The following is a 13,545-nucleotide window of genomic DNA, read 5'->3' as shown; positions in this document are numbered from 1 at the left end:
ATAGTTAGGCTAGATGGGATTTTCTTTCTCTATATACTTCCTGAATAAAGACAGCGGCAGCGTTAGCTAGTGGAATAGACAGGATCGCCCCCACAATACCGCCCAATCTTAGTCCGATCAAGACAACCAAGAGAGTAATGATGGGATTGAGCCCGGTTGCCCGTTGCATAATTTTGGGCACCAGGACGTTGCCCTCGAGCACCTGGATAAGAATATAGGCAAGGATGGTGACGACTCCGAGGATGGGCGAAATGGCGAAAGCTAGAATTACCGATGGGATACCGGCGAGCAACGGCCCCACAAATGGAATGATTTCAAACAGCCCAGCCAGTAGTGCTAACACGATCGCATACGGAATGCCAATGAGGGACAGCGCAATATACGTCAACAAGAAAATGCTCGTCATAAGCATCAGTTCTCCCCGCAGCCAAGCGCCTAGTCGGACCCGAATTTTCATCGCAGCCTGAGACACGAATGATTGATAGTCGTCCGGAGTAACAGATGACAGCGCTTTCACTAAGGCTTCTTTTTCGCTGACCAAATAAAAGGCGAGAATAAGCACAACGAGCAGGGCCGCGATCGCCCCGAAGGCAGTGGAACCAATCGCCAATAACTGAGGGACAGCTGCTGAAATGCCTGACCCGCGCAAAGTGTTTATAAACTTGGTAACCGACTCAGTGACCGAGCCCTGGAGGATAACTGAGAGATCGGCGTTTTGGCCAAAGACCTGTGGTAGGAGCGGCGCAAAGATAGTCGACACCGTTTTTAGCTCGCTCAAGACCGGAGGCAAAAGGAGGACAATAGCCGAGGCAAGCGCCACGATCCCAACTATGTACACCAAAAGTACGGCCAAACCTCTTGGTACTTTATGATCCTCAAAAAAATCAGCAAAGGGGTCAATCAGCGCTGCCAGAAATAAAGCGGCACAAAATAAGGCAACAATATCCCTTATCAAGTAAATAACCACGATCGCTAAGAGAGTTAAACAAACACGAATGACAGTCCCCGACGAAACTACCAGAACTCGCTCCCGACTATCCTTAATTTGGCTTTGTGCCATAGATGACTGTATTGTAGCACCCGTATGGCTGACTTAGCCCAAAACCGCAAAGCCCTGCACGACTTTGAAATCCTGGAAACTTTCGAGGGCGGCTTAGTGCTGACTGGCGCGGAAGTAAAATCAGCCAAAGGTGGAAACGTAAACCTCAAAGGCGCTTTTCTATTAGTCGAACGAGGACAGTTGATTCTCAAAGGCATGCACATAGGTGCATACGCTCCGGCCGGACATCTGGAAGCCTATAATCCCATCAGGGATAGAGTGGTCTTGGTCAACAAAAAAGAAATTGCTAAACTTCAAGCAAAACGGGAAATTGAACGGTTGACTATTGTCCCACTTTCGCTCTATACTGCGCGGTCGCTTGTTAAGGTCAAGTTCGCGCTAGCCCGAGGTAAGAAGCAATTCGAAAAACGGGATAGCATCAAACAGCGAGACCTTGACCGCGACGTGCGACGACATAGTGAGTTCGATGTATAGATGCTGGGCCTGCCAGGCTTCGACGAAAGCTGTGAGGGGAAATGATCATGCAGGAGAGGTACCGGACTCCGTATCACCTGGTACAACGACATACACGCCAATGTATTCTCTAAGGTGAAGGAAGCAATGCGTTTCGCATTTGCCCCATCACTTTCCATGGCCACGGCCTAAGCGCCCTTGCCACATCCGCCTTCCATGTCAATCGGGAAGAGTCCGGGTGCTATAAAGACTGACTGTGCAGTATAGGGCGTCTCTGCCTTCACTGCGATTACGGTTCAGAGACATATGAAATCGTCTTTTGCTCGGCTCGAGCGATTTCATTACCCAGCCGGGCAAAGCATGTAACAAGTCATTCTCTAATCACTTTCGGACGCGGGTTCAACTCCCGCCAGGTCCACCACGTCGTTCGCGAACGACGTGGTCCACCAATTGTTAGAGCTTACGGATATGTCCAAAAAATTTGGAGTCGGATTACCTCCTAACAAATTTTTCGAACATATCCTCCAGCTCGACAAAAACACATTCCTTACCTATACTTTCGACCAATTAACCCCACGGCCATGCGCATTCATAGACACCGACGTTTTCAAAAGCCAAAGTTCTCCGTTGTTGAGTACCGCGCCAATGCGGCTATTTTAGCGGAAGAGGTCAGAGTGATTGACGAGGAAGACAAGTCACTCGGCGTGATGAGCACTAAAGATGCCGTTTCTCAAGCCAAAGAACGCGGACTTGATTTGATTGAGGTTTCACCTAAGGCCGAACCGCCGGTCTGCCGATTTGGCGATTACAGCCAGTTCAAATATCAAAAGGAGAAGGAAGCCAGAAAACAGCGCGCTCAGAGCAAGGAAGTTGAAATTAAGGGTATCCGTTTGACGCCACGTATTGGCGTAGGAGACCTGGATATCCGCGTTGAGCAAGCCAAGAAATTCTTTGAACAGGGAGATAAGATTAAGGCCGAAATGATCCTCCGCGGACGCGAACGCGCCCACATGGACGTGGCCCGTGCCGTCTTTGATTCTTTCCTAGCTAAGCTCAAGGTGCATTACCCTGTAAAAGTTGAACAGCCAATCAAAAACCAGGAAGGCCGCATGAGTATGATCCTGGCTCGGGAAAGCTAACTTGACCGAAGTTTGCCTCTAACGTACACTCCGCCCACTATTGTTTGACCCCCATATGGCAATGAAAACGCACAAAGCAATGGCCAAGCGCATCACCATCACGCGCACCGGCAAAATCATTAAGCGAAAAGCCGGCCAAGGCCACTTTAACTCTCGCGAAAGCGGAGATACCACCCGCGCCAAGCGCACGGATGTCTCCGTGTCAAAAGCCCTCCGGGGAATAATCAAGACTTCTCTCCCTTATAGCCTTTAATCTATGCCAAGAGTCAAACGAGGTACACAACATGTAAAGCGCAGAAAGTCACTCTTGAAGCGCGTTAAGGGCTACAAGTGGGGACGTAAGAGCAAGATCCGTCTCGCTCGCCCAGCCATGCTGAAAGCTGGTGTCTACGCTTTCCGCGATCGCCGGGCCAAGAAGCGCACTTTCCGTGGCCTCTGGAACCTGAAGATCAATGCCGCGGTTCGTGAATTTGGTCTTTCCTACTCCCGCTTCATTGATATGCTCAAGAAGGCAAACGTAGGTTTGGACCGCAAGGTACTGGCCGATCTGGCAGAAAACCATCCAGCCATCTTCTCGAAAGTAGTTTCTTCAGTAAAAAGCTAAGATCAGCAAAAAGTCCCCGATTGGGGACTTTTTGATTGACAAAATCACTTTTTTGTTGCTAATATTGGCGGTCAAGTCAACTGCCCAATAACCATTTGGGCGCGACTTGCGTCCTTTTTCACTCTGAGGTGGACCATGTCCAGCAATTCCAATGGTCAAACGATCATCAGCGATGACGGGTTCAACCCCGATGACCGAGAAGCTTGTCTTGAATTCATTGAGGAGCTCGTGGTAACCGGGAAGGCGGGGGAAGAAGGTACGCCCGCCCCGAATGCCACTATTCTCATGGGGGCCATCATCTTCGTGAGCAAGCTTAGCCCCAAAGAGCTGGAGCGCCTTGAGCACTTCAAGAAAAAGGCGGAACAGATCATCGAACGGAAACCGACCAGGATTCCTGACGATGACGACCCTGGTCCAAGTCCGTACACGGGTCAACATCCCGTAACGACCGAGTACATTGGTTCATCAGATGTCGTCTGGGATGACGCTGTCATGTCGCCACCTTCTGGTGGTGCTGCACGCTCACCAGCTGAGATGGTGGAACGGGTCGGACCTATCTCGACCACTGAGCCAGTCAGTAAAAAAATTGAGCCCCGAGACAACCTCGTGGATTTTATGGAGAGGCTCAGGTCTGTGCAATCCTCGGCAGCCAGAACGGACACGGTACCGCCGGACATTGCCCCGCCCATGATGGAGCCGACCCCGGCACCAGCCCAGCCAAGGGCCGTACAAATGCCCGCCCCTACCCTGGGATCGGCGGTGGATCAAGCCAAGGCCGAACTGGAAGAACAAACGGCGAAGATGGTGGAAACGCTCAAGGCGGAAGCAGCGACGGCTGCCCCGGCCATTGCGCCGGTCAAACCGCACCGGCAGTTCCCCAAAGATGAACCGGGTCTGGACGACAAGGAAGTCTCCCCCACCACCCGTAACCGGTTCAAAGAGCAACAGGATGATCAGAACATTACCCTGATTGACCTGGCGAGCGACCTTGAAACGCCGGTCGCTCCAGCGACTCGTCTGATCCGCCCGGAGTCGAAGGAAGTAAGTAACCTCGGCGCAATCCTCGGCATCAGCCTGGGGGTGATAGCCGTCATCGGAGCGCTCGGGTTGATTGGTTACGGCATCAGCCTAACCGAGAAACCGGCCACGGAGGTTCAAGCCACCACAGCTCAGCCGACCAACGTGGAGCAAGTGCCTACCGCACCCGTGGCCCCGGCCGAACCGCCGAAGATCAGCCTCCCGACACTGCCGCCTGAAACGACCGCAGCTAAACCCACCTTCACGGTGATCTCAAGCTATGCGCTCGGCGACGGTCAGAACTGTGTGGTAGCCACGCTCAAAAACGTGGATGTCACCACCAACGGGCAGGAGGAAATCACCATCTGCGGCCAGGGAGTAGCGGCCAGCGCCACAGGCAAAGGTCTGATCACGCTGCATGGCGCCAAACTCGCCCCCGAAGCGATCGTGGACGAGATGCGCAAGCAGAAAAGCGGCGAGCTCGTGGAAATCAACATCCTCGGCGCCACCGTGTACTGCCCCACTACTCAAGGCCAAACGGCCTGCACCCGCAAGTGACCAGAACGTAACGGTCGGAGATCCCCACGCGGATCTCCGACTTCTTTTTTTAAGCAGATGAATCTCCTGTCTCGAAAATGGAGTCGGATTACCTCCTAACATTTTCTCAACAGGATATTCATCTGCTTTTGAAGAAAATGAAAATCGCCTCCGTAAAGGAAGCGACTTTCTGGCGGGACGGACGGGGATCGAACCCGCAACCTCTGCCGTGACAGGGCAGCGCTCTAACCAATTGAGCTACCGTCCCAACCTGTTTTTCGAACGGCAGTAGTTTAACATACCGCCAATTATTGGCAAGACTCGCCAACATTAGCGCTTACAGGTGTCCCGGAACTCGCGGAGATCGGGTTACTCAACAATCAACGTTCCCGTCATCCCTAGCGTGCGATGTGGTCCGACTGAGCAATAGTAGGTGTATCGACCGGGCGTGGAGGGAACCGTAAACGTCACAGACCCTCCTGGAGTCATAGCCTGAGCGATATTGAGTTCGTCAATGGTGAAAATATGGTGACCAGTGACTGTCCCGAAATTGATCATCAACGTCTCTCCGGTTTTTGCAGTAATGCTCGAAGGATCAAAAAAGAACTCTCCGCCGTCAACGGTGACGATGTGAGGGGAAGAAGGCTCGGAAGAAGCTTCTTCCGATTCCCTGGATCCGGGATCCGGAGCTCGGACACCGGACACCGGAGCATCCATTTTCTTTTCAGCGATGGGGGTTGTCTCTGAGGGTACCTGGTTCGTTTGCGATTTTGACAACGCGCAACCGGCGCCCAAGAGGAGCACCGCAAATCCAGGAATGAGCCAGACGGTCTTCATACTAAACAGGAATGAGGGTCAGTGATATCCCGCCGTATCCAGTCTTCGTTAAATACGCCACGCACTTCCCTTTTGGAAGATTGAGTCGAGCGTGAAGGATGGCGTGCAGGCGCGGGACAAACGTGCCACCGTGGTCGTCTAGCACCAGTGGAACTGCGCCGGCTCGGAGGATTGCCTGCCTAGCCGCAGCCTCGTCAGGAACAACAATGATAAGCGGTGCTCTTGGTCTGAACATGGAAAGCGCCCCCGCAGCCTGGCCAAGCGAGGATGCGACAACGATTGCGCGAATAATCTCCAGCCGCGCCATCATGGACAACGTATGAGCGATGGCTGAAGGCAAACAATTCACGTCAGCATCATCTTCGTGAACCGAGTCAAACCGAGATGCCTCCGCTTCTCTAATAACCGAAGCCATTACTTTAACGGTGACGGCCGGATATTTACCCGCAGCAGATTCGGCGGACAGCATGACGGCGTCGGCATGATCGAAAACAGCATTCGCAACATCGGAAACCTCGGCCCGCGTGGCTCTCGGCGCCTCTCGCATACTCTCGAGCATCTGTGTAGCGACAATAATCGGCTTCCCAGACAACCGGCAACGCTCGACTATGTCCTTCTGCACTTCTGGCACTTCTTCCGGTGGGATCTCGACTCCAAGGTCGCCTCGACCGAGCATAATCGCATCAGACGCGTCAATGATTTCGTCGATTCTAGCTAAAGCAGCCTTGCGCTCAACTTTAGCCATCAACAGTGGCGGACGAACGCCGAACGATCTCGCAGTCTTCAAAATAAGGGCTCTCACTTTGTGCAGTACCTCAGGACCAGTCACAAACGACAAACAAATATAATCAACTCCATGTTCAACACCGAATAAAAGGTCTGCCTTATCTTTCTCAGTAAACGAGCTGACGTATAACGTTGAATCGGGAAAATTCGCCCCCTTATGAGATTTCAAAAGTCCCGCTACTTTTACTACGGCTGTCGCCGTCATCCCGCCGGATTTAATAACCTCGACTTCCAAATAGCCATCGTCGAGCAAGATTCGATCCCCCACCTTCACGTCCTTACCGAGTCGATCATACGACAACGGAATAATTCCCTTCCCCGCTTTGACATTCTTGGCCGCCGAAAACGTCACCGTTTCCCCCGCATGAAGCTGAATCCCTTCGCCCAAGTCCCCAACGCGAATCTTTGGCCCCTGGAGATCCTGGAGAATAGCAATGGTTTTCCCCGTCTTCTTGGCCGCTCCACGCACCTCACGTAAAAGTGCTGCGTGCTGAGGATATGTTCCGTGGGAGAAATTCAAACGCGCCACGTCCATCCCTTCCCTCATCATGCGAGCCAGCATGACGCGGGTGTTTGACGCTGGCCCAACTGTGCATACAATACGTGTTCGGGCATCCTCCATAGAGCCCTCAAAGTATACCTCAAGAAATGTTCTTCAATTCTTTGGCAAAAGCACCCACGTCTTCAAATGATCTATAGACTGAAGCAAAACGAATATAAGCAACCTTATCGAAAGTCCTAAGTCGCTTCATCACGATCTCGCCGATCTCAGTACTCGTCAGCTCCCCCCCGCGAATCTTCTGAATATCACGCTCAATAGCATGCACTAAATGTTGCAGCTGAATATCCGTGTAAGGGCGCTTCTGTAAGGCTTGCTTGAGCCCATTGATCAGCTTCTCGCGCGAGTATGCTTCACGCTTGCCGTTCCTCTTCACTACGGTTACATCCAACAATTCAATTTCTTCTACTGTAGAAAACCGAAAACCGCATTTCTCTTTCTCACACTCCCGGCGCCGACGAACTCCTTGTCCATCCGACAACAAGCGGGAATCAACGACGCGGGTGGACTTAAAGTTACAGACTGGACAGCGCATACGGCTACATCATCTTTCTGCGAATAAAAGCCGGGATGCCAAACTCTCCATCATCTTCTTTTTGGGAATTTTGGGCGGAAGGCGAAGATTGAGCCGGGGTCACTCTATTCTGCTGAGAAACTGGAGATGGGTTAAATGAGGAAACTGACGGCTCAGGAGACGGCTCCGATGGGGTAAACTGTGAAACCGGCCGGCGACCAAAAGGGGAAGCAGGTGCTTCTTGCTTCTGGACTGGTTCAGGTGGCGGGTTAAATGGCGGTGGCGGAGGTGTATAGCGTCTAACCGGCTCTAGTTCTGCCTGCGGGCGCCAGCCGGACTTCGGCGCAATACCAATCTCCCCGCCAAGCGACGGAGCTCGGCGGTGATCCCGACTATCGAATCCGGTGGCCACAACAGTAATGCGAACCTCGTCGCCGAGGGTGTCATCCTGGATGATGCCGAAGATTACCTTAGCGTCGTCGTCAGCTGAACCAGTAATAATCTTCGCAGCTTCTTGGACCTCGAACATAGTCACGTCCGATGAGCCTGCGACAGTGAAGAGAATGCCCTTCGCACCATCAATCGAGATTTCGAGGAGCGGACTCGCGATAGCCTGCTTAGCAGCGTCAACAGCTCTGGACTCGCCAGACGCCTTGCCGATACCCATGAGGGCGCTGCCCGCGTTCTGCATGATGGCTTTTACGTCAGCAAAGTCCACATTGATCTGCCCAGGAACGGTGATCATCTCCGCAATGCCCTGCACGCCCTGCCGCAAAACGTCATCAATAATTCTAAAAGATTCAGCCCAAGATGTTTTCTTATCGATAATTTGTAAAACTCGGTCGTTCGGAATGGTGATAATAGTGTCTACATGCTGAGCCAGCTCATGGTGTGCGTCTTCAGCGATTCTTCGACGTTGAGCCCCCTCAAAAGAAAAAGGCTTAGTCACAACCGCCACGGTCAACGCCCCGATCTCCTTAGCGATTTTGGCGATCTCAGAGACAGCCCCCGAGCCAGTTCCTCCGCCAAGGCCGGCAGTCAAGAAAACCATGTCCGCACCGGTGATGGCGTTCCGAATATCATTTGCGTTCTCCTCTACCGCTCGGCGACCCATCTCCGGGTTCATGCCAGCACCGAGACCCCTCGTGACCGTCTTACCGATCGGAATTTTCGTGCTTGCTAAACTGCCGTGAAGCGCCTGGGCGTCAGTATTTACTGCCAAAAACTCAATACCACGGATTTTCTCCGTGATCATGCGGTTAATGGCGGAGCCTCCTCCGCCGCCTACCCCCACCACTTTAATTTTTGCACAGGTTTCTATTTCCGGCTTGAACTCAGCCATACGGCAGTAGATGTTGAACACCAAGTGTGTTCAGTCCTCTGTTTCTATGAGTACGTTTCGTACCCTACCGTATAGTACACCATCTAAGGAATCAAGGATTTCATCCACTTTCGCAATTGGTCGGCCACTTTGTCCATTGACTTGAGCGGGATCATTTTTCCAAAGTTAAACTTACTGCCCGAAACCTGCCTGATACCAAAACCCCAAGCAGCCAGACCGATAGCCGTGGCAAAGGCAGGATCCTGAACCTCGTCGATAACACTCGTAACGCCGACCGGAGCGCCTACAGCGCACGGCAGCCGGAGTACGCGTTTCGCTACTTCAATTGCACCTGGAGTCTTCATAGCTCCCCCGGTAAAGACAACACCGACAGGAAGCATTCCCGAACGATCAATCTTTCTAAGTTCATTATCAATCGCCTCAAAGATCTCCTCCATTCTAGCTTCCATGATTTCTGCGACAAATCGGCGCTTCACTTCATCATCAGCCTCAGCTCCAAAGTCACGCAGAATAAACTGGTCTTTTTTATCTACAGCGTCTGGCACGGCGTGGCCATAAGCTATCTTAACCTGCTCAGCAATATCAATGGAGGTACGCAAGCCGATAGCAATATCATTCGTCACGTGGTCACCGCCGAGCGGAAGCACAGCGGTATGCAACAGATCGCCCTCCTCAAACACAGCCAGAGACGTCGTGGCTGAACCCACCGTCACCAGGCACACGCCAAGCTCCTTTTGCCGCTGCGTAAGCACGGCTTCCGCGGTCGCAAGTGGAGCGTAGACCAAATCTTCAATATCAAGACCCGTGCGATAAACACACTTAGTCAGATTCTTCATGTGCGAATTGAGCGCCTCGATGATCACTGCATCGACCTCTAGCCGAATGCCGGACATCCCTACTGGGTCCTTGATCCCACGCTGCCCATCAACGGCAAAGCCCTTCGGAATAACATGGAGAATTTCATAATTCGAAGGAACAGCTACTGTACGAGCTGCTTCCATAGATCGCTCCACATCCCCCTCAGAAATCTCGCCCTCGGGACGTGCAACCGCCACGGCGCCACGGCTCTCCTGAACCAAAATGCTCTGCCCGGCAATGCTCGCCCAAACGGTGTTCACGCCGATTCCTGTCATGCGTTCAGATTTCTCAAGGGCTTTAGACACCGCCGAAACTGCATCCTCCATACTGGAGACTGCTCCGCGATGCATACCTGCAGACGGTGAAGAAACCGCCCCAATCACATGGAGGGCCGGTTTACCATCTTCCCCTGGCGAAACCTTGCAAATAGCAATACGAATGGAGGAGGTTCCAATGTCCAAGCCCGTGATAATCTCATCGGCCATAGCCAAAAAAGGAGCAATCAAGAGAAGTTTAGGGCTTACAGTACTGAATTATAGCACAGACCTTTTCCCATACCGGGAGGTACAAAATCGCCGTCCCGACCACGAGCGCGGTTAGCGCCGTCAAAAGAACTGCGCCCGCCATCATGTCCTTAACATCCTTCACCATCGGACTCAACCGAGGCTGGACTGCATCAGCGACCCGTTCGATGATGCTGTTGATTATTTCGAGAATCAAGACGGCGGAACATAACAAAATAAGCAGAATTCTTTGCCAAGCGGCGAGATCAAGCCCAATCAAGAGACCGCCAACGATAATTGTCGCCAGCACCTGAAGGCGAAAACTTTGTTCGGTCTTAAATAATTCGGCGAGACCGCGAAGAGCATGGTGGAAACTTTTGAAAAATGCTCGCAAAGAAATCATAGGACTTCGGCCACAATTTTATCCTGAAGAGGAAACATCTCATCCGCATCTTCCGCCTTTTCGTGGTCGTAACCAAGCACATGAAGGATGCCGTGAACGAGAAGATCAGTCAGCTCAAGCTCGAGGTCTTCGTCTTCGGCCTGCCGCACCGCCTGCTCGTACGAAATGATCACGTCACCGAGATACCCGGATCGATCGCCATCTGGGGAACCAAACGATAAAACATCGGTTACCTTGTCCTTCTTGCGGTACATGCGGTTAAGCCGACGAATTTCTAGGTCGTCGACAAAACTCAAGGAAACAATGCCGGTTACTTTCTTCCGCAGAGCAACGTCAAACTCGCCGGCGATCTTCTTAAGTCTCGCTCCAGAGAATCGGCTCCCCTTCGGGATAGACTCTTGCTCGACGTCGAAAGTAATCATGGGAGAAGATTTAAACCATTGAGCATCATCTGGAAGGTAGATAGGAATTCAATGGTTTTTTCATCTCCAAGGTCATAAGTGAGCGTGAAGACGTTACTACCACCATCAATATACGCGATTCTCTGGTCTCGACGAGCCAGCGCGAGCAGGCCCTCAGACGTATATGTCGCCTCAAGCTTCTGCGAGCTTTCGTCTGGTACGTTCTGTTGATACCAACCTTCCAGGCTAGCGGTCGCATCTTTGAGTTCAACCGTAATGAGCACGGACGCGGTTGAGGGCGATCGGAACGTGACCTTCTTTTCAATAGGGTCAGCCACCGGAGTCCAAGCCGACGGATAATAAATAGTAAACGGCATGTCAGGCGATTCGAACACCCGCACCGCGCCAGTATCAAGGAGCGTCAACGGCGCCGGGCCGTTCGGGTTATAGCGGTGGAAGACTTCGTTGCCATCCAGGAAGGTATCGCCGTCAGTGTCTGGATTGCGGTAATCAGTTCCGTATAGCAATTCTTCAACATCAGTCAGCCCGTCTGAGTCCGTGTCCTTGCCTGGCTCAGGTTCCGTCGCGACCGGAATTGGGGTGGGTTCAGGAATAGGCGCCGGTAAAGGCGGGGTTACTAACCCCGCGTTCTCAGACGGCGCGACCGGCATAAAATAGAGATAGTAAACGGTTCCGGCAGCCCCAAGTGACAGGACAAAAAGAAAAACAAACAGGAAGATAACAAAGCCAAACTTCCGCCTAGGAGGCGGAATCACGGCCGGCTTTGGTGCAGCCGGGGCGGGAGCTGCCACCGGCTTTGGTGCGGGCATAGGCTGCGGGGCCGGAATCGGCGCCTGAGAAGGCGGGGTTTGCAACCCCGCGCTTGCCGCAGACGCCGGCTTTCCCGCAAAATCCTTGGGCATGACATGAATAATCATGTCGTCAGTTTTAACTGCCGGCACCGCTGGAGTCACCGGTTGAGCCTCCTTAGATCCGAACATAATTTATGGGGTGGTTGGAATCTGCATGAGCTTGCCTGGTCCGTTCGGATTATAACCGCCCTGAACTTCGGCCCCATCGAGGAAGCCATCGCCATCAGTGTCAGTACGATTAGGGTCAGTTCCATAAACCCTCACCTCTTCTCTATCTCCCAAACCATCACCGTCAGTGTCAGGATTGGTTGACGAAGTTCCCGCCTCAAGTTCAGCGGCGTTATTTAAACCGTCACCATCACTATCAAGGAAATTTGGGTTTAGCTCGGCTGGAGCCGCCACTGGAGTCTCCACCGGAGTTTCAACTGGTGCGAGTGGCGTCTCCTCCGCTGGCACAACCGGAGTCTTAACGGCCGACGGAATCACCGGCGCTACGCTAGCATTCATGATCGGCTTAATCATAAGCGCATAAGCCAAGTATGCTCCTCCGCCTACAGCCGCAATTACGATCACGATGATCACCAAATTTCTCATTAAATGAGAGGTTGGCGAAGGTTCCATAGGCTGCCTTGGAGCAGACATAACCGGAGCAGGAGCCATAGCTGGGGCCGGCCTTGGTGACGCATTAACCGAAGCGCGCTCTACTGCGCTTGGCGGTTGAACTGGCGCCGGAGCTTTATCCGTTCCAGCAAAGATATCCTGAGGTTCTTGGTCAAACATATTATTTCTTTAAAGGATCATGTCCGGTGGATACCTCGTCTCCATCAGTATACCCGTCTCCATCAGTGTCCGGTTTTACAGGATCTGTGTGGTGGGTATTTACTTCGTCAAAAACGGATAGACCATCGCCGTCTACATCAAGTGAATGGATACCGTTTATGCAATCTATCCTCGCTTCTTCATCAGATAGTGCCGTGCAGGCGCTCTCTAATCCAGAATTCATAGCTGTTAATAAACTCTGCCTATCGGAACAAAGAACCGGGTCAACGTGTGATGCAACACAGGAGTTATTCGCCAAAGCTGCCTCCGTCACACGAGATCCGCAACCGAGAGCCAAAGCCTGGTCTACAATCTTGGCACACAAGGTCAAATCATTCTTTGTCTGAGCCTCAGCGTTATAAGCACCGTCTTCACAAGCCGTCTTAGCAGCTCCATCTAGCTTACCGCAGGCAGAGATGCTCGCCGCAGCCCGAGCGGCCAAGGACACGCAAGAATCAAGCAGCTCCCCCGTCAAACCGTTACAAACCTCAGCCGTACCCGTAGCGTTCGCCACCTGCATCCCGGCTCCGTTTTTGCATGTCTCTGGATCCAGCGCCTGATCACAAGCCGACACTTTATCAGCCAACATAGAGGAAGCTTCCTCAGCCGCTATTTTAGCCGGGGCATTTTTTTGAGCGAACCAATTAGACGCAAAGATCACCACCCCTCCGATCACAAAAAGGGCAACCGCGAACGAAACCGCCATCACCACCAGCTGACGCTTCCTGTACCACGGAGTCGGTCTTGGGGCTTCTTCTGGAGCGAGCGAATAAAAGACCGGCGCGGTAGTAGCTACCGTTGGCTGGGCAACTGGCGGTTGTTGGGTCTCTAGGTCTTCCAT

Annotated in this window: 16 protein-coding genes, 1 tRNA gene and 1 other RNA gene; 6 read left to right on the top strand and 12 right to left on the bottom strand. The window is 52.5% G+C overall.

What is annotated here, in order from left to right; all coding sequences use genetic code 11:
- Positions 1-4: 4 nt before the first annotated feature.
- The gene (locus WC813_00855; GenBank protein ID MFA5946553.1) at positions 5-1,060 is read right to left on the bottom strand and encodes an AI-2E family transporter; all 1,056 of its coding nucleotides are present in this window, start codon (positions 1,058-1,060) and stop codon (positions 5-7) included.
- A gap of 24 nt (positions 1,061-1,084) precedes the next feature.
- Between WC813_00855 and smpB the strand changes: the two genes are divergently transcribed.
- From smpB to WC813_00825, 6 genes are all read left to right on the top strand, one after another.
- Positions 1,085-1,534, top strand: coding sequence for an SsrA-binding protein SmpB (gene smpB / locus WC813_00850; GenBank protein MFA5946552.1), 450 nt, complete (start codon positions 1,085-1,087; stop codon positions 1,532-1,534).
- 5 nt (positions 1,535-1,539) lie between these two features.
- Positions 1,540-1,934, top strand: a transfer-messenger RNA (tmRNA) gene (gene ssrA / locus WC813_00845).
- Positions 1,935-2,094: 160 nt separating this feature from the next.
- Complete coding sequence (infC, locus tag WC813_00840) at positions 2,095-2,652, top strand: translation initiation factor IF-3 (protein MFA5946551.1); 558 nt, start codon at positions 2,095-2,097, stop codon at positions 2,650-2,652.
- A 55-nt stretch (positions 2,653-2,707) separates the two neighbouring features.
- On the top strand, positions 2,708-2,905 hold the full coding sequence (locus WC813_00835) for a 50S ribosomal protein L35 (protein MFA5946550.1): 198 nt from the start codon (positions 2,708-2,710) through the stop codon (positions 2,903-2,905).
- A gap of 3 nt (positions 2,906-2,908) precedes the next feature.
- On the top strand, positions 2,909-3,256 hold the full coding sequence (gene rplT, locus WC813_00830) for a 50S ribosomal protein L20 (GenBank protein MFA5946549.1): 348 nt from the start codon (positions 2,909-2,911) through the stop codon (positions 3,254-3,256).
- A gap of 135 nt (positions 3,257-3,391) precedes the next feature.
- The gene (locus WC813_00825; protein ID MFA5946548.1) at positions 3,392-4,831 is read left to right on the top strand and encodes a hypothetical protein; all 1,440 of its coding nucleotides are present in this window, start codon (positions 3,392-3,394) and stop codon (positions 4,829-4,831) included.
- Between the two features lie 170 nt (positions 4,832-5,001).
- Here WC813_00825 and WC813_00820 read toward each other — a convergent pair.
- From WC813_00820 to WC813_00770, 11 genes are all read right to left on the bottom strand, one after another.
- Positions 5,002-5,078, bottom strand: a tRNA-Asp gene (locus tag WC813_00820).
- Between the two features lie 101 nt (positions 5,079-5,179).
- Entirely contained in the window at positions 5,180-5,647 is a 468-nt protein-coding gene (locus WC813_00815) for a plastocyanin/azurin family copper-binding protein (protein MFA5946547.1), read from the bottom strand.
- A gap of 1 nt (position 5,648) precedes the next feature.
- Entirely contained in the window at positions 5,649-7,055 is a 1,407-nt protein-coding gene (gene pyk, locus WC813_00810) for a pyruvate kinase (protein ID MFA5946546.1), read from the bottom strand.
- Positions 7,056-7,074: 19 nt separating this feature from the next.
- On the bottom strand, positions 7,075-7,527 hold the full coding sequence (gene nrdR / locus WC813_00805) for a transcriptional regulator NrdR (GenBank protein MFA5946545.1): 453 nt from the start codon (positions 7,525-7,527) through the stop codon (positions 7,075-7,077).
- A 4-nt stretch (positions 7,528-7,531) separates the two neighbouring features.
- Entirely contained in the window at positions 7,532-8,848 is a 1,317-nt protein-coding gene (gene ftsZ, locus WC813_00800) for a cell division protein FtsZ (protein MFA5946544.1), read from the bottom strand.
- A gap of 83 nt (positions 8,849-8,931) precedes the next feature.
- Complete coding sequence (ftsA, locus tag WC813_00795; GenBank protein MFA5946543.1) at positions 8,932-10,191, bottom strand: cell division protein FtsA; 1,260 nt, start codon at positions 10,189-10,191, stop codon at positions 8,932-8,934.
- A 28-nt stretch (positions 10,192-10,219) separates the two neighbouring features.
- Positions 10,220-10,612 (bottom strand): diacylglycerol kinase family protein, encoded by a 393-nt coding sequence (locus WC813_00790; protein ID MFA5946542.1) that lies wholly within the window; start codon positions 10,610-10,612, stop codon positions 10,220-10,222.
- A complete protein-coding gene (gene ybeY, locus WC813_00785; GenBank protein ID MFA5946541.1) occupies positions 10,609-11,034 on the bottom strand; it encodes an rRNA maturation RNase YbeY in 426 nt (141 codons plus the stop codon). The genes WC813_00790 and ybeY overlap by 4 nt, the downstream gene beginning before the upstream one ends.
- Positions 11,031-12,014 (bottom strand): hypothetical protein, encoded by a 984-nt coding sequence (locus WC813_00780; protein ID MFA5946540.1) that lies wholly within the window; start codon positions 12,012-12,014, stop codon positions 11,031-11,033. Before WC813_00780 ends, ybeY begins: the two co-directional genes overlap by 4 nt.
- 3 nt (positions 12,015-12,017) lie before the next feature.
- Positions 12,018-12,665, bottom strand: a complete 648-nt coding sequence (locus tag WC813_00775) for a hypothetical protein (protein MFA5946539.1) — start codon at positions 12,663-12,665, stop codon at positions 12,018-12,020.
- 1 nt (position 12,666) lies between these two features.
- Complete coding sequence (locus WC813_00770; protein ID MFA5946538.1) at positions 12,667-13,545, bottom strand: thrombospondin type 3 repeat-containing protein; 879 nt, start codon at positions 13,543-13,545, stop codon at positions 12,667-12,669.

The sequence above is a fragment of the Patescibacteria group bacterium genome, from assembly GCA_041659765.1.
Lineage (GTDB): Bacteria > Patescibacteriota > Patescibacteriia > UBA9934 > UBA9934 > JAGORL01.
The sequence above is the reverse complement of the archived record's forward strand: the minus strand, read 5'-3'. Positions and strand labels throughout refer to the sequence as shown.

What these genes read in the sequence shown, in the direction of transcription:
- smpB (MFA5946552.1), top strand. Translation starts at nt 1,085, where the DNA reads ATGGCTGACTTAGCCCAAAACCGCAAAGCCCTGCACGACTTTGAAATC.
- nrdR (MFA5946545.1), bottom strand. Translation starts at nt 7,527, where the DNA reads ATGCGCTGTCCAGTCTGTAACTTTAAGTCCACCCGCGTCGTTGATTCC.
- WC813_00835 (MFA5946550.1), top strand. Translation starts at nt 2,708, where the DNA reads ATGGCAATGAAAACGCACAAAGCAATGGCCAAGCGCATCACCATCACG.
- WC813_00780 (MFA5946540.1), bottom strand. Translation starts at nt 12,014, where the DNA reads ATGTTCGGATCTAAGGAGGCTCAACCGGTGACTCCAGCGGTGCCGGCA.
- WC813_00855 (MFA5946553.1), bottom strand. Translation starts at nt 1,060, where the DNA reads ATGGCACAAAGCCAAATTAAGGATAGTCGGGAGCGAGTTCTGGTAGTT.
- rplT (MFA5946549.1), top strand. Translation starts at nt 2,909, where the DNA reads ATGCCAAGAGTCAAACGAGGTACACAACATGTAAAGCGCAGAAAGTCA.
- WC813_00775 (MFA5946539.1), bottom strand. Translation starts at nt 12,665, where the DNA reads ATGTTTGACCAAGAACCTCAGGATATCTTTGCTGGAACGGATAAAGCT.
- WC813_00790 (MFA5946542.1), bottom strand. Translation starts at nt 10,612, where the DNA reads ATGATTTCTTTGCGAGCATTTTTCAAAAGTTTCCACCATGCTCTTCGC.
- pyk (MFA5946546.1), bottom strand. Translation starts at nt 7,055, where the DNA reads ATGGAGGATGCCCGAACACGTATTGTATGCACAGTTGGGCCAGCGTCA.
- WC813_00770 (MFA5946538.1), bottom strand. Translation starts at nt 13,545, where the DNA reads ATGGAAGACCTAGAGACCCAACAACCGCCAGTTGCCCAGCCAACGGTA.
- infC (MFA5946551.1), top strand. Translation starts at nt 2,095, where the DNA reads ATGCGCATTCATAGACACCGACGTTTTCAAAAGCCAAAGTTCTCCGTT.
- ftsZ (MFA5946544.1), bottom strand. Translation starts at nt 8,848, where the DNA reads ATGGCTGAGTTCAAGCCGGAAATAGAAACCTGTGCAAAAATTAAAGTG.
- WC813_00815 (MFA5946547.1), bottom strand. Translation starts at nt 5,647, where the DNA reads ATGAAGACCGTCTGGCTCATTCCTGGATTTGCGGTGCTCCTCTTGGGC.
- ybeY (MFA5946541.1), bottom strand. Translation starts at nt 11,034, where the DNA reads ATGATTACTTTCGACGTCGAGCAAGAGTCTATCCCGAAGGGGAGCCGA.
- WC813_00825 (MFA5946548.1), top strand. Translation starts at nt 3,392, where the DNA reads ATGTCCAGCAATTCCAATGGTCAAACGATCATCAGCGATGACGGGTTC.
- ftsA (MFA5946543.1), bottom strand. Translation starts at nt 10,191, where the DNA reads ATGGCCGATGAGATTATCACGGGCTTGGACATTGGAACCTCCTCCATT.